The organism is Methylobacterium fujisawaense, from assembly GCF_039619325.1.
Taxonomy (GTDB): Bacteria; Pseudomonadota; Alphaproteobacteria; order Rhizobiales; family Beijerinckiaceae; genus Methylobacterium; species Methylobacterium fujisawaense.
The window spans coordinates 6,444,571-6,470,326 of record NZ_CP155000.1 but is presented as its reverse complement, the minus strand read 5'-3'; the positions used below and the strand labels follow the sequence as shown (position 1 = coordinate 6,470,326).

General features: G+C 72.6%; 30 protein-coding genes and 1 pseudogene. 14 read left to right on the top strand and 17 right to left on the bottom strand.

All coding sequences use genetic code 11. The features are described from left to right. Positions 1-35 precede the first annotated feature (35 nt). The 4 genes from ABC766_RS30870 to ABC766_RS30855 form a co-directional block, all read right to left on the bottom strand. Positions 36-746 (bottom strand): YidB family protein, encoded by a 711-nt coding sequence (locus tag ABC766_RS30870; protein WP_345820307.1) that lies wholly within the window; start codon positions 744-746, stop codon positions 36-38. 74 nt (positions 747-820) lie between these two features. After that, entirely contained in the window at positions 821-1,021 is a 201-nt protein-coding gene (locus ABC766_RS30865) for a hypothetical protein (protein ID WP_345820306.1), read from the bottom strand. Positions 1,022-1,105: 84 nt separating this feature from the next. Continuing rightward, on the bottom strand, positions 1,106-1,375 hold the full coding sequence (locus tag ABC766_RS30860; protein ID WP_043757120.1) for a hypothetical protein: 270 nt from the start codon (positions 1,373-1,375) through the stop codon (positions 1,106-1,108). Between the two features lie 85 nt (positions 1,376-1,460). Further along, complete coding sequence (locus ABC766_RS30855; protein ID WP_345820304.1) at positions 1,461-3,542, bottom strand: hypothetical protein; 2,082 nt, start codon at positions 3,540-3,542, stop codon at positions 1,461-1,463. A gap of 212 nt (positions 3,543-3,754) precedes the next feature. On the opposite strand from ABC766_RS30855, the gene ABC766_RS30850 reads away from it, so the two are divergent. The 3 genes from ABC766_RS30850 (at position 3,755) to ABC766_RS30840 (ending at position 5,625) form a co-directional block, all read left to right on the top strand. Beyond that, the gene (locus ABC766_RS30850; protein WP_345820303.1) at positions 3,755-4,795 is read left to right on the top strand and encodes a hypothetical protein; all 1,041 of its coding nucleotides are present in this window, start codon (positions 3,755-3,757) and stop codon (positions 4,793-4,795) included. A 79-nt stretch (positions 4,796-4,874) separates the two neighbouring features. Beyond that, positions 4,875-5,123: a hypothetical protein gene (locus ABC766_RS30845; RefSeq protein WP_345820302.1), complete on the top strand. Its 249-nt coding sequence runs from the start codon at positions 4,875-4,877 to the stop codon at positions 5,121-5,123. Between the two features lie 148 nt (positions 5,124-5,271). Then, positions 5,272-5,625, top strand: coding sequence for a hypothetical protein (locus tag ABC766_RS30840; RefSeq protein ID WP_345820301.1), 354 nt, complete (start codon positions 5,272-5,274; stop codon positions 5,623-5,625). A 29-nt stretch (positions 5,626-5,654) separates the two neighbouring features. Here ABC766_RS30840 and ABC766_RS30835 read toward each other — a convergent pair whose 3' ends face one another. After that, positions 5,655-5,882: a hypothetical protein gene (locus ABC766_RS30835; protein WP_043382998.1), complete on the bottom strand. Its 228-nt coding sequence runs from the start codon at positions 5,880-5,882 to the stop codon at positions 5,655-5,657. A gap of 385 nt (positions 5,883-6,267) precedes the next feature. Here ABC766_RS30835 and ABC766_RS30830 point away from each other — a divergent pair, with 385 nt between their 5' ends. Next, on the top strand, positions 6,268-6,519 hold the full coding sequence (locus ABC766_RS30830; protein WP_043382995.1) for a hypothetical protein: 252 nt from the start codon (positions 6,268-6,270) through the stop codon (positions 6,517-6,519). Between the two features lie 51 nt (positions 6,520-6,570). Here ABC766_RS30830 and ABC766_RS30825 read toward each other — a convergent pair whose 3' ends face one another. Further along, entirely contained in the window at positions 6,571-6,912 is a 342-nt protein-coding gene (locus ABC766_RS30825) for a hypothetical protein (protein WP_345820300.1), read from the bottom strand. Positions 6,913-7,289: 377 nt separating this feature from the next. Here ABC766_RS30825 and ABC766_RS30820 point away from each other — a divergent pair, with 377 nt between their 5' ends. Next, positions 7,290-7,508, top strand: a complete 219-nt coding sequence (locus ABC766_RS30820) for a hypothetical protein (RefSeq protein ID WP_210274712.1) — start codon at positions 7,290-7,292, stop codon at positions 7,506-7,508. 112 nt (positions 7,509-7,620) lie between these two features. On the opposite strand, the gene ABC766_RS30815 is transcribed toward ABC766_RS30820, so the two are convergent. From ABC766_RS30815 to ABC766_RS30795, 5 genes are all read right to left on the bottom strand, one after another. Further along, entirely contained in the window at positions 7,621-7,920 is a 300-nt protein-coding gene (locus tag ABC766_RS30815; RefSeq protein WP_043353543.1) for a PilZ domain-containing protein, read from the bottom strand. Positions 7,921-8,173: 253 nt separating this feature from the next. Continuing rightward, a complete protein-coding gene (locus ABC766_RS30810) occupies positions 8,174-8,356 on the bottom strand; it encodes a hypothetical protein (protein WP_043353544.1) in 183 nt (60 codons plus the stop codon). A gap of 260 nt (positions 8,357-8,616) precedes the next feature. After that, positions 8,617-8,991, bottom strand: coding sequence for a hypothetical protein (locus ABC766_RS30805; RefSeq protein ID WP_111473990.1), 375 nt, complete (start codon positions 8,989-8,991; stop codon positions 8,617-8,619). A 126-nt stretch (positions 8,992-9,117) separates the two neighbouring features. Beyond that, positions 9,118-9,393: a hypothetical protein gene (locus ABC766_RS30800; RefSeq protein ID WP_043353563.1), complete on the bottom strand. Its 276-nt coding sequence runs from the start codon at positions 9,391-9,393 to the stop codon at positions 9,118-9,120. A gap of 239 nt (positions 9,394-9,632) precedes the next feature. Further along, a complete protein-coding gene (locus ABC766_RS30795; RefSeq protein ID WP_043353547.1) occupies positions 9,633-10,100 on the bottom strand; it encodes a MucR family transcriptional regulator in 468 nt (155 codons plus the stop codon). A 319-nt stretch (positions 10,101-10,419) separates the two neighbouring features. Here ABC766_RS30795 and ABC766_RS30790 point away from each other — a divergent pair, with 319 nt between their 5' ends. The 5 genes from ABC766_RS30790 to ABC766_RS30770 all read left to right on the top strand — a co-directional run bounded on the left by ABC766_RS30790 (position 10,420) and on the right by ABC766_RS30770 (position 11,986). Further along, entirely contained in the window at positions 10,420-10,626 is a 207-nt protein-coding gene (locus tag ABC766_RS30790; RefSeq protein WP_043353548.1) for a hypothetical protein, read from the top strand. Positions 10,627-10,660: 34 nt separating this feature from the next. After that, positions 10,661-10,846, top strand: a complete 186-nt coding sequence (locus ABC766_RS30785) for a hypothetical protein (RefSeq protein WP_043353550.1) — start codon at positions 10,661-10,663, stop codon at positions 10,844-10,846. Between the two features lie 50 nt (positions 10,847-10,896). Continuing rightward, complete coding sequence (locus ABC766_RS30780; RefSeq protein ID WP_043353551.1) at positions 10,897-11,151, top strand: hypothetical protein; 255 nt, start codon at positions 10,897-10,899, stop codon at positions 11,149-11,151. Positions 11,152-11,268: 117 nt separating this feature from the next. Continuing rightward, positions 11,269-11,502, top strand: a complete 234-nt coding sequence (locus ABC766_RS30775; RefSeq protein WP_345820299.1) for a DUF6894 family protein — start codon at positions 11,269-11,271, stop codon at positions 11,500-11,502. Positions 11,503-11,560: 58 nt separating this feature from the next. Further along, positions 11,561-11,986 (top strand): hypothetical protein, encoded by a 426-nt coding sequence (locus ABC766_RS30770; RefSeq protein WP_342142225.1) that lies wholly within the window; start codon positions 11,561-11,563, stop codon positions 11,984-11,986. 242 nt (positions 11,987-12,228) lie between these two features. On the opposite strand, the gene ABC766_RS30765 is transcribed toward ABC766_RS30770, so the two are convergent. After that, positions 12,229-13,239, bottom strand: coding sequence for a diguanylate cyclase domain-containing protein (locus ABC766_RS30765; protein WP_345820298.1), 1,011 nt, complete (start codon positions 13,237-13,239; stop codon positions 12,229-12,231). A gap of 319 nt (positions 13,240-13,558) precedes the next feature. Next, a pseudogene (thrS, locus tag ABC766_RS30760) lies at positions 13,559-15,587 on the bottom strand (threonine--tRNA ligase). A gap of 418 nt (positions 15,588-16,005) precedes the next feature. Between thrS and ABC766_RS30755 the strand changes: the two are divergent. Continuing rightward, entirely contained in the window at positions 16,006-16,911 is a 906-nt protein-coding gene (locus ABC766_RS30755) for an NAD(P)-dependent oxidoreductase (protein ID WP_345820297.1), read from the top strand. 132 nt (positions 16,912-17,043) lie between these two features. Here ABC766_RS30755 and ABC766_RS30750 read toward each other — a convergent pair whose 3' ends face one another. The 3 genes from ABC766_RS30750 to ABC766_RS30740 form a co-directional block, all read right to left on the bottom strand. Next, complete coding sequence (locus ABC766_RS30750) at positions 17,044-17,280, bottom strand: DUF6894 family protein (protein ID WP_043382977.1); 237 nt, start codon at positions 17,278-17,280, stop codon at positions 17,044-17,046. A gap of 72 nt (positions 17,281-17,352) precedes the next feature. After that, on the bottom strand, positions 17,353-19,272 hold the full coding sequence (locus ABC766_RS30745) for an ABC transporter ATP-binding protein/permease (RefSeq protein ID WP_345820296.1): 1,920 nt from the start codon (positions 19,270-19,272) through the stop codon (positions 17,353-17,355). A gap of 85 nt (positions 19,273-19,357) precedes the next feature. Beyond that, on the bottom strand, positions 19,358-19,552 hold the full coding sequence (locus ABC766_RS30740) for a DUF1127 domain-containing protein (protein ID WP_043383150.1): 195 nt from the start codon (positions 19,550-19,552) through the stop codon (positions 19,358-19,360). A 106-nt stretch (positions 19,553-19,658) separates the two neighbouring features. Here ABC766_RS30740 and ABC766_RS30735 point away from each other — a divergent pair, with 106 nt between their 5' ends. Continuing rightward, positions 19,659-20,993, top strand: a complete 1,335-nt coding sequence (locus ABC766_RS30735; RefSeq protein WP_342142232.1) for a PLP-dependent aminotransferase family protein — start codon at positions 19,659-19,661, stop codon at positions 20,991-20,993. A gap of 299 nt (positions 20,994-21,292) precedes the next feature. Here the strand turns inward: ABC766_RS30735 and ABC766_RS30730 are convergent, their stop codons facing one another. Next, on the bottom strand, positions 21,293-22,771 hold the full coding sequence (locus ABC766_RS30730; protein ID WP_345822856.1) for a LysM peptidoglycan-binding domain-containing protein: 1,479 nt from the start codon (positions 22,769-22,771) through the stop codon (positions 21,293-21,295). A 227-nt stretch (positions 22,772-22,998) separates the two neighbouring features. On the opposite strand from ABC766_RS30730, the gene ABC766_RS30725 reads away from it, so the two are divergent. Both ABC766_RS30725 and ABC766_RS30720 read left to right on the top strand, forming a co-directional pair. After that, on the top strand, positions 22,999-23,595 hold the full coding sequence (locus ABC766_RS30725) for a TIGR00730 family Rossman fold protein (protein ID WP_043347456.1): 597 nt from the start codon (positions 22,999-23,001) through the stop codon (positions 23,593-23,595). Between the two features lie 56 nt (positions 23,596-23,651). Further along, positions 23,652-25,418, top strand: a complete 1,767-nt coding sequence (locus tag ABC766_RS30720) for a methanol/ethanol family PQQ-dependent dehydrogenase (RefSeq protein WP_345820294.1) — start codon at positions 23,652-23,654, stop codon at positions 25,416-25,418. The last annotated feature ends 338 nt before the right edge of the window (positions 25,419-25,756 follow it).

Below are 25,756 nucleotides of genomic sequence, written 5' to 3'. Positions count from 1 at the left end.
GAGAGTAATGCTTTTTGCATTAGGCACGCTTATTATCACCACCCCCGCCGCTCCGCCTCCCCCGGCACCCGCCCCTGCGGGGTGAGCGTGTGCACCACCTCCGGCAACGCCTCGGCGAGCTGCGCGAGAAGCGTGTCCCGGTCCATCCCGGTCTGGCTCTGCAGGGTGTCCACCGTGTCGGGGCCGAGCGCCCGGGCGAGCTGGTCCGGGGCCACCGGGCGGTTGGCACCGGGGCCGATCCAGGACTCGATCACGTCGCCGAGGCCGCCCTGGCGGAAGCGGTCCACCAGCCCGTCGAGGCCGCCGAGATCCCCCTGCCCCTCCGGGGCGGCGCGGCTCGGGGCCGGGGCGTCGCCGGGGCCGTCGAGCATGCCGGACAGATCCGAGAAGTCGCCGGGCGGGAGGGACGGATCCGTCGGCCCCTCCGGGCCCCCGTCGCGGCGGCCGCCATACTGGTCGAAGCCGCCGATATCGCCCCCGTCGTCGGGGCGGCGTCCGCCGGCATCGGCGGGGTGCTGGCCGGGATCGCGGCCGTAGGGGCCGGCGCCGCCGGAGCGGTCGGCCTCGGGGCCGGGCTCACCCCGTCCCCCGCGCCCGAAGATGTCGCCGAAGCCGCCGCTGGCGCCCTTGGCCAGCAGCAGCATCAACAGCGCCTTCACCAGGGGCGACATGCCCCCGGCGCCCTGCTTCTGCCCGCCGAACACCTGGCCCAGCACGCCGCCGATCGCCGATTCGAGCAGTCCCATGCGCGTCTCCCCCACGGTTCGGGCCGGACGGGCCCCGGCGGACAACCCTCGGGGGCGGGCGCGGGTTGCCTCGCTCAGCGGGCCGGAGGGGTGAGCGCGGCCTGCGTGGTGTGGGCGGCGGTGGTGGCGTCGGCGGGCTCGATCAGCGGCACCGTCGCGGCCGAGAGGATCAGTCCGGCCAGGAACAGGCCGGTGGCGGCGGCGCCGGCGCGGGGGCGCGGCAGTCGGACGGCGCGGCGTCTCGCGGGATGGGGACTTTCGACGGTCCAGGGCATCGCGGCCTCTCCGGGTTCGGGGCGGGCCCTCGGGGCCCTGTTGCCGGATGAACGCCGCCGGGGGGCGGACCGGTTCCCGAACCCTCAATCCCGGACGACGAGGCGGCGCCCCAGCGCCCCGAGGGCGCAGGCCGCGCAGTAGACCGGCAGGATCAGGCCCGCGCCGTCGAGCCACAGACCGGGCAGGCCCGGCACGAACCCGGCGAGCGCCGCCGCGGCCACGAGCCCCGCGACCACGCAAAGTCCCAGCGAGGCGGCGAGCCGGTCCGGCCAGCCGACCAGCGCCCCGACCACGAGGCCGAGCGCGGCCGCCCCGGCGAGCCCGGGCCAGAATCCGGCGAGCAGCAGCGTCACGGCCGTCCGGCCTCCCTGCGGGCGCGATCGATGCGCGCGGATGGGCGCGGCCCGGCGGGCGGGCGCGGGGCGGGGCGGATGTCCCTCACGGCAGCAGCGCGAAGACGACGGGGCCGGCCGGCCCGTCCGGCCCGGCCGTGACCTGCTCCGGTCGGGCGCCGGCCTGGAGGAGATACTCCACCACCGCCTGGGCGCGCAGGCGCTGCAGGTCGGGCGGCGGCTCCTCGGGGGCCTCGGCGGGCTTCTTCGCCGAAGCCTTGCCGTGCGCGGCCGGCTCCTTCCTGGCGTCCTTCTTGGCCGCTTCCGCCTTGCCGCCCTCGGTCTTGGTGTGATCCGGCTTGCCCCGCGTCTTGGGCGTGTCCCCCTTGGGCGTGTCCCCCTTGGGCGTGTCCCCCTTGGGCGTGTCCCCCTTGGGCGTCTCCGCCTTGGGCGTCTCCGCCTTGGGCGTCTCCGCCTTGGGCGTCTCCGTCTTGGCGGCGCTGGCGATCTGGGTCGGTGCGGCGGCGGGCGCGCCCTCCCCCGTGGCCGCCGGGCCGGCGGCCGGCGTCGGGGTCGGCTTGGCCGGGTCGGCGGGCCCCGAGACGGCGATGCGCAGCGACGGGCAGGTCTTGGCCAGGGCCGCGAGGGCGTCGAGGGTCGGGTAGAAGGCCGGCGTCAGGACCACGCCCCCGGCGGGGAAACGCAGGTCGGTGCCGGCCAGGGCGGCGGTGAAGTCGGCGCGGCAGGTGGCGGGGTCGCGCCGCTCGGCGGCGTCCCGGGCCGTGACGGTGGCCTGTCCGGTCCAGCCGGTGGGCAGCGCCTCGGCCAGCCGGTCCGGGGTGCGGGCGGCGCCCTCCCGGTAGAGGCTTTCGCCGGTCAGGGTCAGGGCGCGGTCCGAGACCGTGACGGTCCCGTCCGCGAGGTTCGCCACCAGCGGGGCGGCGGCGGCCAGCGCGTCCCCGAGATCCGGCGGGGCGCCGTCGGCGAGGCGGGTGCGGTCGATGACCGGTTCCCGGAACAGGCGCGGGCGCAGGGCGGCGAGCACCCGCTCCCGGGTCGCGGTGTCCGGCAGATGCCCGGTGAGGAGTACGGAATCGGCGGTCCGGCGGATCGCCACCCGGTAGGGCGAGAGCGGCCGCGCCGTGAGCGCCACCGGCCCGGCCGCCACGCCGGCGGGCCGGCCGTCGCGCATCAGCGCCTCGGCGTCCGGGAGCGCCTGCCCGTCGATGGCGTCGCCGGTCACCGAGACCGCCCCGTCCTGGAAGACCACGCGGCCGGACTGGATCAGCTCGGCGAGCTTGAACGCGAAGGCGATCAGGCCCTTCGGGTCGATGGCGGGGTCGAGGCCCCGGGCCGCCAGGAGCCGGTCCTCCACGGCGCCGCCCGCCGCCGCCTCGGTGGCCGCGCGCAGGGCGGCCTCGCGGTCTGCGGCCGAGGGGGTGAAGCCGTCGAGGACGACGCCCCGGCCGGATTTCTCCACGGCGAACCGGTACGCGGCCACCTTGGGCGGCAGGATCTCGATCCGCCCGATGCTGAAGCCCTCCGGCGGGTCCGAGAGCGCCGCCCGCAGGGCCTCGTAGGCCGGCACGTCCAGGGCCTCGCCCGAGAGGCTGAGCACGGTGTCGCTGAGGGCGGCCCGCCCGCCCTTGGCGAGGCCGGAGAGCCGGGCCGCCAGGAACGCGGCCGCGCTGGCGAAGTCCGGCGGCGCCCCCCGGGCGGCCCGGGCGGTGTCGTCGAGGCCTGTGCCGGGATGGAGGGCGCCGGCGATCCGCGCCTCCAGGGCCCGCCGGCCGATCTCCACCGGGCGGCTGCCCTCCAGGGCGATCCGGTTCGGGCCGGTGCGGATCGCTGCCCACTGGAAGGGCGCGGCGGTCTCCACGATGCCGACCTCGGAGACGATGCGGCGGGGGCCGTCCAGGGCCGCGAGGCGGGACAGCACGGTGGCCCGCTCGGCGACGTCCGGCGCCTCGCCGGCGGCCACGAGGTCGCGGCCGCTGGCCTCCAGGCGCAGCCAGGGCTCGCCGGTGGCGGTGGCCGTGCCGGATGTCACCGCCGCCCCCTCGGCCTCGAGTCCCTCGGCGATCCGCGGGGCGGCGTAGAGGGTCGCACTCGCCCAGATCAGCGCGAGGGCCGGCAGGCCGGCGAGCCAGCCGGCGCTGCGCAAGCCTGAGGCGAGGGTTTCGGGCAACGGTACGATCGCAGGTCGGGGCGCAGGTCCGGGCGGATCCGCCGCCGAGACCACACCGCCTTTCCGGCAGCATGAAGGCCGACGGTGCTCTTTCCGCGCCTGCGGCGGGCGTTCCGCGTCGGTGCGCCGCCGGAACCGGCCGGACGCCCCTCTGTTTCTCGGCAATAAATCTGTCCGGCTTTGTCTTCGTCCGCCGGCCTGCGGAGCGTGCCATGCGGTCCATCCTCGCCGCCCTGCTGCTGCCGATCGCCATCCCGGCTTCGGCGCAGAGCCTGTCGGCCACCGCGACGGTGCCGAGTTCGGCCTCGTCGGAGCCGATCACGCCCATCGCCAATCCCGGCCAGCTCAGCCTCGGCGGCGGCACCACCACCGGCCCGTTCCCGACCGTCTCGGCGCAGACCGGCGGCTTGGTGAATGCCGGCCAGCTCAGCTTCGGCAGCGCGGGCGGCGGCGGCCGCATCGGCGCCTCGGGCGGGCGGGCGGCCGGGCGCTCGGCCGGACAATCGGCCGGGACTGCCAACGGCACATCGGCCGCGGGATCGACCGGTGCGGGCCAGCTCGGAACCTTGGGCTCGGCCGCGACCGGCGGCGCAGGCGTCTCCGGCTCCAGCCTCCGGACCGGGGGGACGATCGGCGCCAGCGGCCTGCGCAGCGGCTTCGGCACCGCGTCGCGTTCGGGGCTGGGCACGTCACCGGGGAGCACCCTGTCGCTGACCAGCGGCACGATCGGTCTGGGTGGCGGGTCTGGCCTCTCCCTGGGCCTGGGATCCGGCGGCACGACCCGCACGGGGCAGACGACCGCCCTGACGGGCGCGGGCTCCCTCAACGGTCTCGGCACCGCCACCGCCACGGGGGTCGGCTCTGTCGGGACATCGGGAACGTTGCTCCCTGCGGCTGCGCCGGCCGGCCTCGCAGGCGGGACCGCCGACGCGGCCGCGATCGGAGCGTCCGGCACCACCCTGTCCAGCGTCGGGCCGTTCGGCGTGTTCGGGCTCGGGACCGGCGCGACCGTGAGCCCGGGCGCCTCGATTTCCGGAGCGGCCGGCGCGGGGGGCGTCGGAACGGGCGGGGCCGGGATCGTCGGGGCGAGCGGGCTCCGTGCGGACGACCCCGCACAAGCGGCCCGCACGCTCCCGTCCGGCGGAGGGGCGTTCGGCGGGGCCGGCATCGGCGGTGCGGCGGCCGCGCCGGTCCGGACCGGCGACCTCTGCGGCGATCCCCTGGCCGAAGCCTGCCTCGGCGGCGGCTTCTGAGCGCCTCCCGGGCCCGGAACCGGGCCGAACCGATGCCGTTCATCCTGTTCCGGCACCTGGGCCGGGACAGGAGGCAGAAATGAGCGTCATTCTGGGCCGCGTCTCTTTCGCGGCCGTTCTCGTTCTCGGCGTCTCGGGCGCAGCCCTGGCGCGCGATGCCGGCCCCAAGGCGCACGGCGCCCACGGCGCGACAGGCCTGCACGGGATCGGTTTCAACGAGCCGAAATTCCGGTCGCACCTGCAGAGGGGCAAGAATCAGCCCTATACGTGGCCGGTCAGCGACCGCTATCGCCCGGTCTCGCAGCCCTATTACGGTCGCGCTTACTGAGCCGCCCGGAGACCGCTCCGTCGAATGGATGAGTGGCGCCGCGTCGGCCCCCGCGTCACACAGGGGCCGGACCGGGGCCCGTCATCGGGATTGGCGGGCACAGGCGCGGCTTTCCGTGCCGTGCCGGCTTCCAAGCCTGGAGAGTGTGATGCATCCGCTGACCCGGCTCGTCGTCGCAGGCCCCATCGTCGCTCCCCTCGTCGCCGCCTCCCTGCCGGGTCGTGCGGGCGAGTTCGCGCCGACGGCTCCGGTTCCCGGCATGGCCCTGACGCAGCCCGATCCGGGGATGGCCAACGGCGCTCCCGCCCCCGTCCTCCCGGCTCAGCCCGCACCGGTCGCGGCGGCGCCGGCGCCGGCGCCGGTCCAGGCCGACCCGACCGGGGGGCGCCGACGTCCCCCGGGGCTGGGGAGCGGATTTTCATCCCTCGAAGGGCGGCTTCCGAACCAGCGCACCGGTCTGCGACACCCGCACGTGGTGCGCGACATCTGCATCGGCTGCTGATCGTGACTGCAAGACCCGCGTCGCCCCGGCTATTGCAGGGATCGCGAGCGGGAATGCGCCTGGATCCAGCGCGGTGAGAGGATGTCACCGGCCTCGGTGATGATCCACGGCTGGGCGTCGTCGGACGCGATCGCCTCGAGCGCAACCGCGAGGGCTTCGCGCAGCGTCGCGAACGGGCGCCCCTCCGCGGAACGACCGGTCGCGCGTGCGGGCCAGATGGTGAGTTCGGCCCTTTTGTCGAGATCGGAGGGCGTCATCGGCGCATCCGTGATGCTTGGCATGGTGTGTGGGTCTACCGGGCCTGTGTGACGGGCATCTGGCGCCGGAGGCCGCCGATCCGGGTGCGCCCGTGCGGCTGCGACGAACCATCCGGCACCCGGATCAGAAATTAAATGATGCGCGCGTCCAAGTTATATTTGAGAACCGGCCAATGGAAGTTTAGTTCATTTGCATCGAATGCATGGGCATTTAATTGTCGGCCTGCTCAGGCCCCCCGGAAATCCCGGGAACATTGCAAAACCGTGCCGTCGTGGCGATATGGTGCAATGCGAAAAACGCATGCCGCATCGCACAAATCCGTGGTCTCATGCGCTGGTCGATCGCAGTCCGCGGTCGACGCTGCGATCGAAACGGAGACGCACCATGCGCACGATCCTCATCCTCGCGTCGGCCGCGCTCACCTCGGCCGCCTTCATCGGCCCGGCCGCCGCCGACGATCACCTGCACCTGACCCCGCCGCTCTATCGGGAGCAGGCCCGGCCGGCCCAGCAGATCCGTGCGATCCACGACCTGACCACCACGCCTCAGCCCGTGGCGGCGCCGGCGACGGTCAGCCGGACGGTCTCGGCCCTTGGCCGACCGATGGTCCAGGCCTCCGTCGAGGCGAGTCGCTGAGCCCGCCGCCGGAGACGGAGCGCCCCGGGCGCCTCTGTCTCCGGCCCTGACTCAGACGATGTGCAACGCCTGAGCGGCTGCCGCCGGCGATACGCCGCGACGGATCAAGCGCCGCGTCCGCGCCCGTTGATCGCGTTCGGCACTGAGGGCGGCTCCGGCCGCCCGATATCCCTCGAGCCACAGTTCCGCCCAGGCATACTGCATCGCCATCACGAGCAATGCGGCATTCTCGGCCTGCCGCAGGCTCAGCCGCAGGCCCTCATCCGCCAGGCGGCCCACCTCCCCGTACATCATTGCCAACTCCGCGTCCGAAGACGGCCGGCAGCGCCGCGACGGGCCGCCCGCCCACGCGCCCAGAGACCGGGCGCGGCTGGCTCTGTACACGTCCTGCACGGCGTCATCGCGGCATCGAGCGCCTGCCCGCGGGTGTGGGCGAGATCGGCCGAATCGTGAAGCCCATCGATGACGCTCCCGAAGGCCCTGCGGGCCTGTGCGAGGCCGGTCCCGGCGAAGGCGCGTGTCCGGGTCGGACCCGCCTGGCGACGCATCCCCGGGCGGGCCGGCCGTACGAGCACGGAGATCCAGGGATCGACCGTACCGTGCAACGACCGGTCGGATCTCGGTTTCGCGTCTCACGGGCGAATCCCGCGCGCCGGTGGGCCGATGATGGCCCATTGCTCCGTGTTGAGGGGCCGCCCTGCGCGGAACGACGCGACGGGGCCCCGTGTCTCTCACGATGGCGGGAGGCGCGATGCGGGACGCGCCTCTATATGGGAGGTGAGAGCAGGGAGAGAGACGTGTTCACCGTCAAGGGGATTGATCCGTCCGGGCGCGTCATGACGTTCGCCTGCGGGACTGACGAGCAAGCCATGGAGAAGACCTGGGAACTGGCCCGGCGCGGCTTCCGCGAGATCACGGTCGCCGACCCGAAGGGCAAGGAACTGTCCGCGGCCGCCTTCGAGCGCTCTCTGAACATCGATTGGGACTGACGCGAGCCGGCTCCACGGTGCCCCGGCGCGCCGACCGGCGCGATGATCCGATGCGAAGGGCCACTTCGGGCCGCGCGGCCTCGCTGCGGGGCGGACCGGCCTTCGGCCGCCTTCAGGCCCGCTCCAGCTCGTGAAGCATCGTCCAACCGCCCGACCGAGCCGTCTCGGGGACGTCCGCGGTTGCACCGATCTCGTCCGCCTTGCGCCAGATGGCCTGGCAGACGAGGATCTCGTTGCTCGCGTCGATACTGAGGATGAAGCGATCCGGCACGATCTCGGTGTCCGGAAGCGCGATCCGCACGCCGCCGGCCGACCGATCGTAGACGATGCAGGGCAGGCTTCGATGCTCGTCCACCGAGATGCTGCCGGTCTCGTTCAGGATCGTGCGCGGAGCGCTGCGTCGTTCGAACATCACCGCCTCGACAAACCTCTGTCCGACAGGATCGGACACCCGGGTTCAGACAGGGTTTGCGAAATGCATCGAATTGTCGGGATGCCCGCCGAACTGTGAATCCAGCGGGCTTCGGGCGCGGTGCGATCGGGCGACCGCGTGGCCTGTGCCGCGCCGGCCGCCCAGCAGAAAGGGGGCGATGAAGCCGTGACCGGCGGGTCGGCCTCGTCTGCGCCGCACCGGTCGCGGCTTGCGTATCGATCCGGTGCCGGTCCTAGCCGGTGACGACCTCGACGAGGGTGGTGAGAAAGCCCAGGGCGACCGCGCCGATGCCGCTCATGAAGGCGACATCCCACCCGGCGAATTCCTTCGACTGGGGCGCGCGCATGAAGGCGAACAGCGTGACGGCAGCCCCGCATAGGACGAGGGCGAGGGCCAGATAGAGCGGTCGGGACATGGCGTTTCCTTCTCCGCCGGTCTCGCGGCCCTTGGGGCTCTTGTACGGACGAGTGCGACCGGCTTGATCTGTTCAGTTTCATCCGTCGTCAAAACATGACAGACGAAGAACGGGCGAACAAGATCGTAATCTGTTCTGCATTGCGGAACATAAAGTCGGTCTGCCGCCCTCATCTGTTCTGGGCGCGGGCCTCGTGGAAGATCTGTCGCGAGGGCTGTCGATGTCGTGGGGGCTGAGCGCAGGGCCGGCCCCCAGCGGGCTCAGTCGATGAAGACGCGGACGCCGTCTGTATTCAGGATCTCGCGTTGGTCGGCGCACCATTGCTCCGCACCCACCGCGGCGATCTCCTCCGCGACGCGCCGGCCTTCCGCGGCGATGACGGTCTGCGCCTGCCGGTGGCCGAGGGAAACGTCGAGTGCCCGGCGGACCGTGCGGGACAAGCCTTCGGAGACCGTATCATCGACGGTGTAGAACTTGCGGCAGTAGAGAACGATGCCGGCTTGCGCGCCGACGATCCGCACGAGACCCGCGATCGTCTCGGTGCGCGTGGCGTCCTTCGGGTCTTCGGCCGCCGCAGCCGCGGCGGGCAGGACGGCCGCGGCCAGTAACGCGGGGAGCAGAAGCGCACGAGTCATCCAAAGGCCTTCCTTCGGTCCGGGACCGGACCACGCCTCTGGAACGCCGCAGCGGGCGGACAGTGCCCGCGCATCCGCGCGGCCCTGTGGGCTCGTTTCGCGGGCGCGCCCGCGAGAGCCCGTCGCTCACTTCCGGGCGGCCATCATGTCATGGGTCAGTACGGTCAGCTTGCCGATCAGGTTGCTGATGTCGGAGCCCTTGCAGGACCATTGCGTGCCGATCGCCTCGCCGTCCGCCGAGACGGAGACCACCGCCACCGAGCGCAAACGGCCCTCGCGGGCCAGCGCCAGCTGATCCTGCAACACGGCGATGATCGACGCGGTGTCCTCGTCCGCGACCGCGGGCGCGATATGCGCCGGGAACGGCACGACCGAACTCGTCATCGTCTGCTCTCGCTTCATCTCGCCGAACCCCTCGGTAACATCCCTGGGCTCCGGCGTGCGCATCAGCTTTGTGCAGAGTGTGGCAGCTTGTCCGTGTCCTGCGATGTCTTGGAGGCGTGTGGCGGTGATGCAACGGTTTCGGTGCGTTCCGGCGGCCAAAGGCTGCGGGCCGTTCCGGCCGCAGCGGCGCGATGCGCGTGGCTCCGCGGAGCGTTGCGGGGGCGCCCCGCACGGGGCACCCCCGGAGATGTCCGCCTTCAGGCTGCCTTGCGGCCCTTGCGCTCACGCTCGGCCATGGCGCCGGGCTGGCCCAGGCCGATCGCCTTGGCGAGGGCGGAGCGCTGCTCGGCGTAGCTCGGGGCGACCATCGGGTAGTCGGCCGGAAGGCCGTAGCGGTCCCGGTAGCTGCGCGGATCGAGGCCGTGGCTGGTCAGGTGACGCTTCAGCGTCTTGTAGGTCTTGCCGTCGATGAAGCTGACGATCCCGTCCTGCCGGACCGACTTGCGGATCTGGGCCGCGCTCGGCTTCTCGATATCGGCCTGGGGCGCCGCCCCGGTCTCCGGCGTCAGGGTCCCGGCGACGAGCCCGCTGATCGCGCCGTGCACCCGCGCGATCAGGGCCGGCAGCTCCGAGGCCGGGACCGGATTGTTCGACACGTAGGCGGCGACGATGTCGCCCGCCAGCTCGATGAAATTCGAGTTGGGCCCTGTGGTTTCCTCTGTCACTGCAAGATTCCTGATGTGCCCCTCACGAGGGATCTGCTACTTTTGAGCGCTGAATGCAAGTTACAAAAGCGTTTGGCGCGGGGCATCCTGCGGATGACTGGCGTGCGCGCGGCGGACAGCTGGAAGGTAGATCTGGCAATCGGCGATGGAGAACTTTCTTGCGCGGCCCGGCGAAGCCTATCGACTGCGGTAGTGTTTCCACTCTGCGGAACGACCAGAAGGCGAGTCTCGCGGCTTCGGAGCTTGCGCGTCTCTGTCGGCCGGGGGCTGCATCGTCTTCTGCGGTGACGCGGCGGCCGGGGCGTGGCATGGCGCGGCCATGCTGATGCTCGTGCTCCTCATCGCCCTGCTGGCCGTCGTGGTTGTGATGATCGTCCTCCGGCGGTGGACCGGGCGCCTCGCTTCGCTCGCGACGCTGCTGGCCGGAGCGATCGCGGTTCTGTGGCTCGCCGAGGTCGGACTGCTTCCGGGCACCCAGGGGCCGCTGACGGCGCAACGCCCCCTCGTTCCGGGGCTCGACCGGTAACGGTCCGGTAAGCGTGCCGGCGCGAGCATGGGCCATGCCCACGCTCTCCGCCCCGCGCCTGCTCACGTTCCTGGTGTCGGCCGTGTTGATCGGCCTTGCCGTCGCCAGTCTGTACACGCGCATCCCCATGGTCGGTAAAACGGTCGTGGCGCACCGGCAATGGTTCTTCATCGGTGCCTACGTCCTGCTCGCCCTTGGGGTGACCACACGCAGCCTGTAGGCGAGCGAGCCGTCGGCCTCGCGATCGCCGGCTGCGCCGAGGAGACCGGAATGACCCTGAGGACCACCTTCCTCGTGCAGCCGTTCGAGCTGCATCGGAAACGCCTGCGGCCCGCCCGTCAGGAGCCCGCCCAGAGCGAGTTCGGCGCCCTCAAGAAGGCGGAGGCGCTGGCCGCCCGCATGCCGGGCGCGGCGGCCCTCAAGATCGTCGCGGACGACGAGACCGGAGAACTGGAAGGCGTCACGATTCTCGGCCAGTTCGGGGAGGTTCCGGAAGATTTTGCCGAGACTCTCCTGGGGAACTGATTCCGGCCGCGTCTCGGGATGCGACACGGAGGACCGCGCAGTGCGGCCCGCGGGAAACTACGTAGAAACACCGGCGGTCGATACCTGCGCGCTTCCGCGCTCGCTGAGCCCGCATCCGTGCCCCGCTATTTCATCGATCTCCACGACGGCGCCAACCTGATTCGCGATCGGGACGGCTTCGATCTGCCCGATCTTGCCGCGGCGCGGGCGAAGGCGGTTCGATTGCTGACCCGGGTCGCGCTGGGGCTGACCGATCCGGTGCAGCGGCAGGACTACGTCATCGCCGTGCGCGACGAGCAGGGCGCGGTCCGCCTGCGGCTGCGCCTCTCCTACGATGTGGAAACCGGCTGACGGCGCGCCCTCCGGCGCGGTGTCGGAGGCCGGCACGGGTCCAAGACAGGGGCATCACATGCGACGTTCGACAGGTCCGGCCCGTGCCCTCGCGGCAGCGCTCATGCTTCTCGGCTCGGCCGGATGGGCGACGGCGCAGACCGCACCGCCCCCGCCGGCGGGCACGGCTGCGGCCACGGCCGACAACGCCGTGATGCTGACGGTCTTCCTGCGCCACGACCAATCGCGCCCGCTGGCGGACCTGAACGCGCAGCTCGCCCGGCAGGGATTCTACAAGGCCTTCCCGCCTCCGGGCATCGAGGTCGTCTCCTGGACCGTCGTCATGGGGATCGGGCAGATCATCGTGCTGCGGCTGCCCGCATCCCGCCTGCGCGAGGTCAACCGCGTCCTCGAGGACACGGCCTGGGGCGCCTATCGCACCGAGTTCTACCCGACCTACGATTACAAGGCCGTGGGCCTCGGGGAGCACGAGAAGGCGCGCTGAGCGCCTCCCCGCCCGCAGGTCCGGCGGCGGCGCTCAGACGAAATGCGCCGGCAGGGACAGGCCGTGCGCGTACAGGGTCAGCGCGATGGCGCCACCCGCCAGGGTGAGCGCCAGGGTGATGCGGTTGGTCCAGCTCATCGTCGATCTCCCTCCGGCTCGCGACTGTCTTCGCGGTATGGGGAAGAGATAAGCCCAAGCTTTCGCAGCGGGCGTGCTCCGCGGCACATCGGGGTGCGGCCGCCTCAGGCCGGGGCTCCGCGTCCGGTATCCGTCGGCCCGAGAATCAGCGCTTCGTCCCACAGGCACGGATGGCCGAGCCGCTTGGCCGTGTACATCGCCGCGTCGGCCCGCTCCGCCAGGGCCTGCGCCCGCGTGGCGTGCAGGGGCGCGCAGGCCACGCCGATCGCGGCGCCCACGCGGATCGGGGATCCCGCACCGAGATCGTAGGGGGCGGCGAGGCGCGCCTGGAGGTGCAGGGCGAAGCCGAGCGCCGGCGCCGGCGCCGCGTCGCCCAGGAGGATGGTGAACTCGTCGCCCCCGAGCCGCGCGGCGATGTCTGCCGCCCCCAACCCATCCCGGAGGCGCTCGGCCAGCTGCCGCAGGAGCGCGTCGCCCATGGCGTGACCGTGACGGTCGTTGACCGGCTTGAAGCCGTCGAGGTCGATGGACAGCAAGGCGCAGGGCACGCCGTCGCGGCCCGCCAGGGCCCGGTCGAGCCGGGCCGCGAACAGGTAGCGGTTCGGCAATCCGGTCAGCGGGTCGTGGTGGGCCATGTAGCGCAGGAGCGCCTCCGTCCGGCGGCGCTCGGTCACGTCCTCCCACAGGGCGGTCCAGCCGCCGCCGGCCTGCGGGTGCAGGGTGCGCGCGATCTGGCGCCCGTCCGGAAGCGTCTGCACCACCGCATCGGTCGTGCCCCGGGCCCGGAGCCGCCGGCACGCCGCCCAGAGCCCGTTCGGATCCCGGTCGGACGGGAGGGGCCCGGCCGCGCTCGCGGCATCGACCTCCCGGGCATGCAGGCCGGGCCGGATCCGGTTCGCGGCCGACCCGAAGAGGCGCCGGAACCCGTCGCTCATGAACAGCAGCCGGTCGGCGGCATCGAACACGCACAGGCCGTGCGGCAGGGAATCCAGGGCCTGGACGAGACCGGGTCCGAGGGTGCGTCCGCGGCCGAGGCCGTCCTGGCGCCGGCCACGGACAGCCCGAGGATAGCGCCGCGCCAGCTTCATCGCCGCCCTGCCCACCCGCGCCGTCATGGCCATTCCCCCGAAGCAACCCGACCACGTCGCGCGGCCGCCGGATCGCGCCGGCTCGGAAATTAATCCCCTGTACTCATAGAATGGGATTCCTTTCGCCAACCTTGACGAAATAAATTCGCGTTCAACGATCCTTGGCGCGGTCGCACCATCCGGAAGTTGAGACGGCCGCGTGGATGCGCCTCAAGACTGTCCAGAGCCCCGGACGAGGTCCCGGCACGCGGATGCCGGCCGTCGGCCGAGCCGGTTTCCGCGTCCGCCCGGCGGCGCAGGCCGGGCGGGTCGATCCGGCCGCCGCGCGATCCGCGCGACGGCGCGATCACGGCGCGTCGTGCACGCCGTGATGGCCGTCGAGGACGGTGTCGCTGGTCGGGACCGTCTCGGCCACCGCCTGGGCGCGGCGGATATCCGGGGCGGTCGCCTCCGCCACGAAGGCCGCCACCGCCTCGGTCAGCGGAAGCGTGCGGGTCTGCTGGCTGCCGAGCCGCCGGATCGAGACCGTCCGCTCCTCCGCCTCGCGGCGGCCGAGCGCCAGCAGCACCGGCACCTTGGCGAGCGAGTGCTCGCGGACCTTGTAGTTGATCTTCTCGTTGCGCAGATCCGCCTCGACCCGCAGGCCGGCGCGCTCCAGGGTGCGGATGACGTCCCGGGCGTAGGCGTCGGCCTCGCCGGTGATCGTCGCCACCACCACCTGCACGGGCGCCAGCCAGAGCGGGAAATGCCCGGCGAAATGCTCGATCAGGATGCCGGTGAAGCGCTCCATCGAGCCGCAGATCGCCCGGTGGACCATGACGGGCGGCTTCCTCGCGCCGTCGGCGTCGATGTAGAAGGCGCCGAACCGCTCGGGCAGGTTGAAGTCCACCTGCGTGGTCCCGCATTGCCAGTCGCGGCCGATGGCGTCGCGCAGCACGTACTCGAATTTGGGCCCGTAGAACGCGCCCTCCCCCGGGTTCACCGCGGTCTTGATCCGGCCGGCCGACTGCTCCTCGATCTGGGCCAGAACCCGGGTCATCACCTCCTCGGCATGGTCCCAGAGGGCGTCGGAGCCGACGCGCTTCTCGGGCCGGGTCGAGAGCTTCACGACGATCTGGTCGAAGCCGAAATCCGCGTAGGTCGAGAGGATCAGGTCGTTGATCTTCAGGCACTCGTCGGCGAGCTGGTCCTCGGTGCAGAAGACGTGGGCGTCGTCCTGCGTGAAGCCGCGCACGCGCATCAGCCCGTGCATGGCGCCGGACGGCTCGTAGCGGTGCACGATTCCGAACTCGGCCATGCGCAGGGGCAGGTCGCGGTAGGATTTCAGGCCGTGCTTGAAGATCTGCACGTGGCCCGGGCAGTTCATCGGCTTGAGGGCGAACCAGCGCTTGTCCTCGGCCTCCTCGCCGGCCGACTGCGCGGCGAACATGTTCTCCCGGTACCAGCCCCAGTGGCCGGAGGTCTCCCACAGGGCCTTGTCGAGGATCTGCGGGGCGTTCACCTCGGCGTAGTCGCCGCGCAGGCGGCGGCGCATGTAGGCGATCAGCTCCTGGAAGATCGTCCAGCCCTTGGCGTGCCAGAAGACGACGCCCGGCCCCTCCTCCTGGAAGTGGAACAGGTCCATCTCGCGGCCGAGGCGGCGGTGGTCGCGGCGCTCGGCCTCCTCCAGCCTGTGCAGGTAATCGTCGAGGTCGGCCTGGCTCGCCCAGGCCGTCCCGTAGATGCGGGTCAGCATCGGGTTGTTCGAATCGCCCCGCCAATAGGCGCCCGCGACCTTCATCAGCTTGAAGGCGGTGCCGACCTTGGCGGTCGAGGTCATGTGCGGGCCGCGGCAGAGGTCGAACCAGTCGCCCTGCCGGTAGATCTTCAGATCCTCGCCCGGCGGGATCGCGTCGACCAGCTCGACCTTGAAGCCCTCGCCCTTGCCGGCGAACAGGGCGCGCACGTCCTCGCGTGTCCAGACTTCCTTGGTGAAGGGAGCATCGCGCGCGATGATCTCGCGCATCTTCGCCTCGATCTTCGGGAAGTCCTCGGGCGTGAACGGGGTCTCGCGATGGAAGTCGTAGTAGAAGCCGTTCTCGATCACCGGGCCGATCGTGACCTGCGTCTCCGGCCAGAGCGCCTGCACCGCCTCGGCGAGCACGTGGGCGCAATCGTGTCGGATCAGCTCCAGGCTGCGCGGGTCGGTGCGGTCGAGGAACTCGATGCGGGCGTCGCCCGCGATCGGGTCGTCGAGGGTCGGCGACCGTGCCGTCGAGCGCCATGGCGACGGTGCGCTTGGCCAGCGACTTGGCGATGCCCTCGACCACGGCGCGGCCGGTGGTGCCGGCGGCGATCTCCCGGGTGTTGCCATCGGGGAAGGTGAGGATCGGCATGGTTCGAGCGTCTCCGGGCTCAGTCCTGCATACGCGGCAGGTAAGCAATTTCGGGGGAGCGGCCGTGTAGACCGATTTCTCGGGCGAGGGAACAACGGCGCGGCGCAACTCCACGCATCCCTGGCCCCCGCCCGCCGTTCCGGTGCGCCTGATCGTCCCCGCGCGGCCGCGCTGGAGGGCGGGACGCGAGCACAGGGAATTCGGGTCCCCTCTCCCGCACGGGAGAGGGGGCCGGCGCGGGTGTCCCGACCGGAGCAGCCTCCGGAGCCGGGTCCCGCTGCGCGGCCCCGGGATGACGCGCGTCCCACGAATGCCGGAGACGGGGCTGGAAGACGGCCCCGTCCGGCGACATGCTGGCGCGGCGCCTCCCCCCGTACGGACGGGCGGGCGGCCGGACACCCGGAACAGGGACACCCGCATGGCCGCGCGCCTCGCCCTCCTCGGCCTCGGCGCGATGGGGCATCCCATCGCCCGCAACCTCGCGGCCAAGCGGGACTCCGACGCCGAGACGCTCGTCGCGATCGATTGCGATCCGCGGCGCCTCGCCGGTCTCGACGCGCCGGGGCTCGTCGCCACGACCGATCCCGGCCAGGCCGCCGGCGCCGACGTGCTGTTCCTGTGTCTGCCGGACGGCGACGCGGTCGAGGCGGCCCTCCTCGGGACCGGCGCCTTGGCGGAGCGCCTCGCCCCCGGGGCAGTCGTGGTCGACCTCAGCACCATCGCCCACGCCAAGGCCCTGGCGATCAGCCGCGCCGTGGCGGCGACCGGGCGCGCCTTCGTCGACGCGCCGGTCTCCGGGGCGCCGGCCGGTGCCGAGGCCGGGACGCTCACCGTGATGTGCGGCGGCGAGGCCGGGGCGGTGGCGCGGGTGCGCCCGCTGCTGGCGCGGATCGGCACGACCATCCTCGCTATGGGGCCGCCCGGGTCCGGCCAGCTCACCAAGACGATCAACAACGTGCTCTACGACATCAACATCGCGGCGCTCGCCGAGGTGCTGCCGATGGCCGTCGCCCTGGGGCTCGACCCGGATCAGGTCGCCCAGGTGGTCACCACGGGCACGAGCCGGAGCTACGCGGCGCGGTTTTTCGTGCCGCGCATCCTCCAGGGCCGCTTCGACGAGGGTTATCCGATGGGGGCGGCCTACAAGGACCTCGTCGCCGCGGCGGCGATCGCCGCGGAGAACGGCTTCCCGATGCCGGTCACCGCGGCCGCCACCGTCACCTACCAGACCGCCCTGCGCCAGGGACACGGCGACCGGGACAAGGGCGCCATGGTCCTGCCGTTCGAGGCGCTGCTCGGGGTCCGGGTGCGGTCGCGGTCCTAGGGGATCGCCCTGGCGGAGCGGCCGCGAAGGAGGGCTTCAGGGATCGCGCGCCCGGCCGGAGGCCTCCTTCGCGGCCTTCGCCACGCTCCGGCACCGCGGGACGCGGGCGCGGATGCAAGGCATCCCGCGGGATCAGGGCAGCTCCAGCACGTCCTTGAGGGGGACCACCGCCAGCACCGCACCCGACGCGTCGGCGATCTCGAAGGACTGGCCGGCCAGCACCGCGCCGTCGACGCGCTGGATCTCCAGGAGCGCGCGGGCGGAGCGCTCGGCCTCGGCGCGGGCGGCGTCGAGGTCGGCCAGGTCGGCGCCGTCGAGATCCTCGATCAGCCACTGGCCGTCACGGATGTGGAGATAGAAGTGCGGCATGTCCGGCAAACGGCCGCTGCCGCCTCCGGTTGCACCCGGGCCGCTCGGCACGGTCCGCTTGTGTCCGCCCGGTCACTCCGCGGCTTCGGTCTCCGGCAGGGCCGCCTGCCCGGGCCGGGGCGCCACCGGTGCGTCGGCGCGCTGCAGAACCTCCAGGGCCGCATCGGCCTCCCGCTGGCGGTCCCAGAGCGCCGCGTAGACGCCCCCGGCCTCCAGCAGTTCCGCATGGGTGCCGCGCTCGACGATGCGGCCGTGGTCGAGGACCAGGATCGCGTCGGCGTTGACCACCGTGGACAGCCGGTGGGCGATCACCAGGGTGGTGCGGCCGCGGCTGACCCGGTCCAGCGCCGACTGAATCTCCGCCTCCGTGAAGGAATCGAGCGCCGAGGTCGCCTCGTCGAGCACAAGGATCGGCGGCGCCTTGAGGATGGTCCGGGCGATGGCGACCCGCTGCTTCTCGCCGCCCGAGAGCTTCAGGCCGCGCTCGCCCACCGGCGTGTCGTAGCCCTCCGGCAGGCTCGAGACGAAGCGGTCGATCTGCGCGAGCCGGGCCGCCTCGCGCAGCTCCGCGTCGGTGGCGTCGGCCCGGCCGTAGCGGATGTTGTATCCGATCGTGTCGTTGAACAGCACCGTGTCCTGCGGGACCATGCCGATGGCTGCCCTCAGGGATTCCTGCGTCACCGCCGCGATGTCCTGCCCGTCGATGCTGATCCGCCCGCCCTGCGGCTCGTAGAACCGGAACAGCAGGCGCGAGAGCGTCGACTTGCCCGCCCCCGAGGGCCCGACCACCGCCACCGTCTGGCCCGCCGGGATCGCGAAGGAAACGCCGCGCAGGATCGGCCGCTCCGGATGGTAGGCGAAGCGGACATCCTCGAACCGCACCGTGCCGCCCGCCACCGCGAGCGGCGCGGCGCCCGGCCGATCGGCGATCTCGGGGTTCTGCCCGAGGATGCGGAACATGTCGTCGATGTCGATGAGCGCCTGTTTGATCTCGCGGTAGATCATGCCCATGAAGTTGAGGGGCATCGAGAGCTGCACCAGCATGGTGTTGGCGAGCACGAAGCCGCCGATCGTGGTGCGCCCGGCCAGGATGTCCCGGGCGGCGAGCCACATCACCACGGTCATGCCCAGGGTGAAGATCACCGCCTGCCCGGCATTGAGCACCGCCAGGGACACGTAGGTCTGCGTCGAGGCCTTCTCGTACCGCGCCATCGACTCGTCGTAGCGGGCGGCCTCGCGGCGCTCGGCGCCGAAATACTTGACGGTCTCGTAGTTGAGCAGCGAATCGACCGCCTTGGTGTTGGCGTCCGTGTCCGAGGCGTTCATCCGGCGGCGGATGGCGATCCGCCACTCGGTCGCCTTGTAGGTGAAGGCGAGATAGGCCGCGACCGTCACGAAGGCGGTCGCCGCGTAGGTCCAGCTGAACTCGTAGGCCAGCACGCCGAGCACCAGCACGAACTCGACGATGGTCGGCACGAGCGTCAGCACCATCAGGCGCGACAATTCCTCGATGCCGGCGCGGCCGCGCTCCAGCACCCGGGTGAGGCCGCCGGTCTTGCGCTCCAGATGGAAGCGCAGGGACAGCCGGTGCATGTGCTCGAAGGTCTGGAGCGCGAGGCGCCGCACCGCATGCATCGCCACCTTGGCGAACAGACCGTCGCGCACCTGGGTCAGCGCCGACATGGCGATCCGCGAGACGCCGTAGAGGGCGATCAAGAGCATCGGCGCGGCGAGCAGCCCCGTGGGCACCGGTGCGTCCTTGCCCCCCACGGCGGCGACCAGCGCCTCGGTGATCCACTTGAAGGTGAACGGCGTCACCATCGTTACCAGCTTGGCGGCGAGCAGCAGGCCGAAGGCCAGGAAGACGCGGCGCTGCAGGTCGGGCCGGCCATGGGGCCAGAGATGCGGCCAGAGCCGGCGGTAGGTGGCGATCAGGCCGGGGCGCTCGGCCGGGAGAGGCGGCCCGGCCTGAGGCGCAGTCTTGTCGGTCATGCGGGTTCTGTCGGGAGGGAATGCTGAGTCCCGCATATAGGCGCGGGGCGGCGCGGGATCACCCGCGCTGCGCGCAGGGCACCCGTCACGCCCGCCAGAACGGCTTCGCGATCTCGATGCGCAGCGCCCACGGCTCCAGGCCGGCATCCCGGGCCTGATCGGGGTGGAGCGCCGCGAGGGCGCGCCGGGTGCGGATCCGATTCAGCCACGTCCGGAGCAGGGACGGGCGCGCGGCGGGGCGGCGAAGGGCGGGTGACGAAGACAATGTGACGGCGGGCATCGCGGTCGATCCGGTGGCGGGGATGTGCAGTCCGGCCGGGATTGCTGGCGGAGCATTGATCCGATACACATCTCGGATCAATCGAAACATTGATCTCGGAGCAATGATGCGCGCCGCGGATTACCGCTCCGTCGCCGACGCGATCGCCGCCGACATTGCGGCGGGCCGGCTGCGCCCCGGGGCGCGGCTGCCGCCGCAGCGGGACTTCGCCTACGCCCGGGGCATCGCGGTCTCGACGGCGAGCCGGGTCTACGCGGAACTGGCCCGCCGGGGGCTGGTGACCGGCGAGGTCGGGCGGGGCACCTATGTCCGCAGCGATCCGGGGCAGGCCGGCCTGCTCCGGCCGGAGCCGCCCGCGGCGGCCCTCGACCTGCAGCGGACCCATTCGCGCCTGCCGGAGCAGGAGGCGGTCCTGTCCGAGACCCTGGCGGCGCTGGCCCGCAGCGGCGCCGAGATCGGCTTCAGCCAGTACGGGCCCGCGGGCACGCCGCGGGCGCAGGCCGTCGCCGCCGGGTTCCTGGCCCGGGAGGGCTACGCCCCCGATCCCGCCGATATCCTGTTCACCGGCAACGGCCGGCAGGCACTGGCCGCCGCCCTGGCGGCCCTGGCGGCGCCCGGCGAGCGGATCGGCTGCGAGCCCCTGACCTATCCGGGGGTGAAGGGCATCGCGGCGCGGCTCGGGATCACGCTGATCCCGCTGGCGATGGATGCCGAGGGTGTCTGTCCCGAGGCGCTGCTCCAGGCCCACCGGGCGACCCCGCTGAGCGGCGTCTATCTCCAGCCGACCCTGCACAATCCCCTCGGCGCCACGATGGGGCCGGCGCGGCGGGCCGCCCTGGCGGAGGTCCTGGATCGCACCGGGCTCATCGCCATCGAGGACGCGGTCTACAGTTTCCTGGCCGAGGCGCCGCCGCTGGCCGGCCTCATGCCGCACCGGGTGATCTTCGTGGACAGCCTGTCGAAGCGGGTGATGCCGGCCCTGACGGTCGGCCTGATCGCCGCGCCGCCTGCCCTGACCGACCGGCTCGCCGCCTCCGTCCGCCAGGGGGCCTGGACGGTGCTCGGCCTGTCGCTCGCGGCCGGCATGCACTGGATGGCCGGGGGCTCGGCGGCGGCGCTGGCCGAGGCCAAGCGCCACGATGCGGCGGCCCGGCAGGCTCTGGCCCGGGCCGCGCTCGCCGACCTCCGGGTGGTGGGCGATCCGCAGGCCTACCACCTCTGGCTGGAACTGCCCGAGACGTGGCGGGCCGAGGCCTACGCGGCCGCGGCCCTGCGCCAGGGCATCGCCCTCCTCCCGGCCTCGGCCTTCGCGGTCCATCCCGGCCACGCGCCGAACGCGGTGCGCCTCGCCCTGGCCTCCCCGTCCCGCGCGGACCTCGACGGGGCGCTGCGCAGCCTGCGCCGCCTGGCGTTTGCGGGCGACGATCAGGTCGTGGAGTGAGGCGGTCTGGGGACGGCGCCGGTGCCCGGCTCTACCCGGCTCTGCCCGGGCTGTGCCGCCGCGGTCACGGCGGCCGGCGTGACGACGGTTCGGCGGCATCGACCGGAGGCGGTCCGGGCGCCTTGCGCGCGGGGACCCGTCCCGTCCCTGGGCCTCGCCCTGATTGGCGATCGGGATTCCGGAGCCCTCCTGCGAGGCCCGCGCGCGCGGGCACCCCAGGACGAGGTCGCGGTCTGGAGCTCCGGCGTTTCAGGCCGCCCCGGCGGCCCTGAGGGCGGTCGGGCAGGCCCCGAAGCCGCTCAGCCGCGCTTGTCGGCGGGGAGCACGAAGATCTGGCCCGGATAGATCAGGTCCGGATCGCGGATCTGGTTCTGGTTGGCGTCGTAGATCACCGTGTAGCGCTCGCCCCGGCCATAGGTGCGCTGGCTGATGCGCCACAGATTGTCGCCGCGGGTGATCCGGGCCGTGCTGATCTCCGGCACGAACACCGTCCCGGCCCGGTTCGGACCCGCCATGTCGGCCACCAGGGGGCTCGCTCCGGTGGCCGGGGGCGAGGCCGCGGCCGGCCGGTCCCGATCGGCCCCGTCGCGGGCGTCGCCGGCCCGCGCGTCCGGGGCCCGCGCCCCGTCCTGGGCGGCCGAGGGCGCAGGCTCGGCGGGTTCCCGGGCGGCGAGCTGCGCCGGCTCGGGCACCGACAGGGGCACCGCCGCGCGGCTGGCGACCTTGCCGGTGGCTGGGTCGACCTCATCGATCCGCACTTGGTACTGGCCGGACTTGAGACCGCGCCCGATGGTGAAGGTCGCCCGGCCGTCCGGCCCGATGCTGCCGGGGGCGATCAGCGTGTCGTTGAGGTAGAGCTGGATCCTGGCTCCCGGCGTACCGGTGGCCGTCACGAACAGGCGGCCGTTCCCCTGCACGTCCACGCTGACGATCCGGGTCGGCGCCGACCCGGGCGCCGCGGCCTCTCGGGTCTCGCCGCTCCCGGCCGGCCGCGCGGCCTTCGCCGGGTCGGCGGCCCTGGAGCCGGGCTCGGTGCCGGGCTTGGATCCGGCCCTGCCATCCGCCTTGCCTCCCGCCTTGGCGTCGGCCGTCGCGCCGGGGGCGCCGGGCTGCGACAGCACCACGGTCGCGGCGTCCGGGGCGGTCAGGGCCACCAGGGGCTGGCGATCCCGGCCGGGGGCGACATCCACCGCGACGCTCTGCTGCGACTCGGTCGCGCGCCCGTCCTTGCCGGTCATGCGCAGGCGGAGGGTGCTGGCCCCCGCCGGCAGGGCCGGCGGCACGATCGCGAATTGGCCGTTGGCGTCGGCCTTGGCCCGGGCCACCGGCCTGCCGTCGACCAGCATCTCGATCCCGGCATCCGGCGCACCGCGGCCGGCCACCACGGCGTCGCCGTTCGGCTCGACCCGGACGATGTCGAAGCGCGGCGCCTCGGCGGCGTCCGGCAGGCGCGCATCCGGGCTTGGGCCGGCCTGCGGCGCTCCGGGTGCGGCGGCGCGGGGATCCTGCGGGCGGGCGGCCATGTTGCCCGGCCCCGGCGCCGGGCTCGCCCGGCCCGGCTTGTCGTCGCGAAAGTCGATGGTCGGGTCGGGGCGACCGGCCACGGCGCCCGGATCGGTCAGGCCGCGCAGGCTGCCGCTCGGCGCGGGGGAGTCCGGACCGGTCCGACCGGTGAGCCGCCGCAGGGAATCGCCGCCGAACAGCGCCAGCACGAGTCCCAGTCCGCCGAGAAGGCCGGCGAGCGCCAGGGCGAGACTGCGCCGCACCTGTCTCGACATCGCCACGAAGGCCTCCCCTGATCCTGCCGCCGCCCGTCGGGCCGCCGTCCGCCCCGCGCGAAAACCGTCGACGGCGCCGCCCATAATACCGTACATGGTCCTGACACCAAGCCGTCCCGCCGTCCAGGCGGGCGAATCCCCCGCGAATTCAGCAGTTTGGCGCGTGGAGTGCCGGGCGCGGGGCGTGTTCTGGACGGCTCGCAACGGACGCGCGAGGAGGGCGCCGGATGGCCCCGGTGAGGACAGTCTGTGTCTATTGCGGCTCCGGCTTCGGCCGCGACCCGGCCTTCCGCGAGGCCGCGGAGGTCCTCGGGACCGCGCTCGCGCAGGCGGGGATGCGCCTCGTCTACGGCGGCGGCGATGTCGGCCTGATGGGAACGGTCGCCCGGGCGGCGCTCGCCGCCGGCGGCCACGTCACCGGCATCATCCCGGATTTCCTCCAGGCGCGGGAGCACATGCTGGCGGACGTCCAGGAGACCGTGGTGGTGCCCGACATGCACACCCGCAAGCGCCTGATGTTCGAGCACTCGGATGCCTTCGTGACCCTGCCGGGCGGCATCGGCACCCTGGAAGAGCTGGTCGAGCAGCTGACCTGGGCGCAGCTCGGGCGGCACCGGAAGCCGGTGGTGCTGGTCTCGGTGGCGGAGTTCTGGGCGCCGCTGCTCGCCCTGTTCGAGCACATGCGCGGCCACGGCTTCATCCGCGAGGGCCTCGACCTGAGCTACCTCGTCGCCCGCGAGGCGGCCGAGGTGGTGCCGATGCTCCGCACGGCCGGCCATGAGCCGGATCCCCAGGCCGAGACCATCGTCCAGCAGCGGATGTGAGGCGGTCCGGGCGGGATCCGGTGCGCCGGCGACCGCGCGGCGGGAGGATTTTCAGGATGCGCGCTTCCCTCCTCGCGGCCCTGCCGCTCGCCGGCCTCGCCGGCGCGGCCGCGGCCGGACCCGCGCCGGTCCTCCAGACCCTGGACTACGCCAACACCCGCTATTCGGATCTCGCCCAGATCGACGCCGGCAATGTCGGGCGCCTGAAGGTCGCCTGGACCTTCTCCACCGGCGTCCTGCGCGGCCACGAGGGCGCGCCGATCGTGGTCGGGCACGTGATGATCGTGCACACGCCCTTCCCCAACGTGGTCTACGCCCTCGACCTCGACCATGACGGCCGAATCCTGTGGCGCTACGCCCCCCGGCAGGAGGCCGGCGTCATCGCCGTCATGTGCTGCGACACGGTCTCCCGCGGGCTGGCCTACGCGGACGGGCGGCTGTTCCTGCAGCAGGCCGACACCACCGTGGTCGCCCTCGACCCCGAGACCGGCCGGGTGCTGTGGTCGGTGAAGAACGGCGATCCGGGCCGGGGGGAGACCAACACCGCCACGGTCCTGCCGGTCCACGGCAAGCTCATCGTCGGGCTCGCGGGGGGCGAGTACGGGGCGCGCTGCCACGTCACCGCCTACGATCAGGCGACGGGCCGGCGCCTCTGGCGCGCCTACGCCACCGGGCCCGATGCCGACATGCTGGTCGATCCGGAGACGACGACCGAACTCGGGCGCCCGATCGGCAAGGATTCCTCTCTGACGAGCTGGGAGGGCGACCAATGGCGGACCGGCGGCGCCTGCAGCTGGGGCTGGTTCTCCTACGATCCCGACCTGAACCTCGTCTATTACGGCACCGGCAACCCCGCGACCTGGAACCCGTCCCAGCGCCCCGGCGACAACCGCTGGTCCATGGCGATCATCGCCCGCGACGCCGACACGGGCATGGCCCGCTGGGTCTACCAGATGACCCCCCACGACCAGTGGGACTATGACGGCGTCAACGAGATGATCCTCACCGAGCAGGCGATCGCCGGGCGGCCGCGGAAGGTGCTGACCCATTTCGACCGGAACGGCTTCGGCTACACGCTCGACCGCGCCACGGGCGAAGTGCTGGTGGCGGAGAAGTTCGATCCCACGGTCAACTGGGCCAGCCGGATCGTGATGGACCCCGCCGCCCCCGATTACGGCCGGCCGGTGGTCGACAAGCGCTACGCGCCCGGGGAGGCCGACGAGGAGGAGGTGACCAAGAACATCTGCCCCGGGGCGCTGGGCGCCAAGAACCAGCAGCCCGCGGCCTACTCGCCCCTGACCCGGCTGTTCTACGTGCCGACCAACCACATGTGCATGGACTACGAGGCGTTCCGGGTCACCTACACGCCCGGCCAGCCCTATGTCGGCGCGACGCTCACCCTGCACCCGCCGGAGGGCTCGGACCGGACCGGGGCGTTCATCGCCTGGGACGGCGCCAAGGGCCGGATCGCCTGGACGATCCCGGAAGCCTTCTCGGTCTGGTCGGGGGCGCTGGCCACCGCCGGCAACGTGGTCTTCTACGGCACGCTGGAGGGCTACCTGAAGGCGGTCGATGCCCGGGACGGGCACGAGCTCTACCGGTTCAAGACGCCGTCCGGCATCGTCGGCAACGTCACCACCTACCTGCACGACGGGAAGCAGTACGTGGCGGTGCTCTCCGGGGTCGGCGGCTGGGCCGGGATCGGTCTGGCGGCCGGGCTCACCGATCCCGCCGACGGTTCGGGGGCGGTCGGCGGCTACGCGGCCCTGTCGCAATACACGGCGCCGGGCGGGCAGCTCACGGTGTTCGAACTGCCGAAGTAGAGCCGGCCGCCGGTCCCGGCGGCATCCGCACGCGCCGCCGGGCGATTCGCACGGCATCCCGCCGGGTCGCTTCGGCGCCGGATCCGCCCGGGCGCAATCCGGGCCGCCTCCCCTGCCCCGCCTGGCGCCGACCCCTGCAACCGCGTCCGGCCACGGGCGCGGCTATTCAGGTACGGCCGCTCGTGCGCGGCAATCGAAGGCCGAAACCCAGTTCTTGACGGATATTGCGATAGACTAAATCCGGTAATCTTCGTGCAGGCTCCAAAAATAAGCCGACTTACAGAGTGTTGCTCCGAAGATACGAATCAAGAAGGCGTCAGATTTTGAACGAAATATGA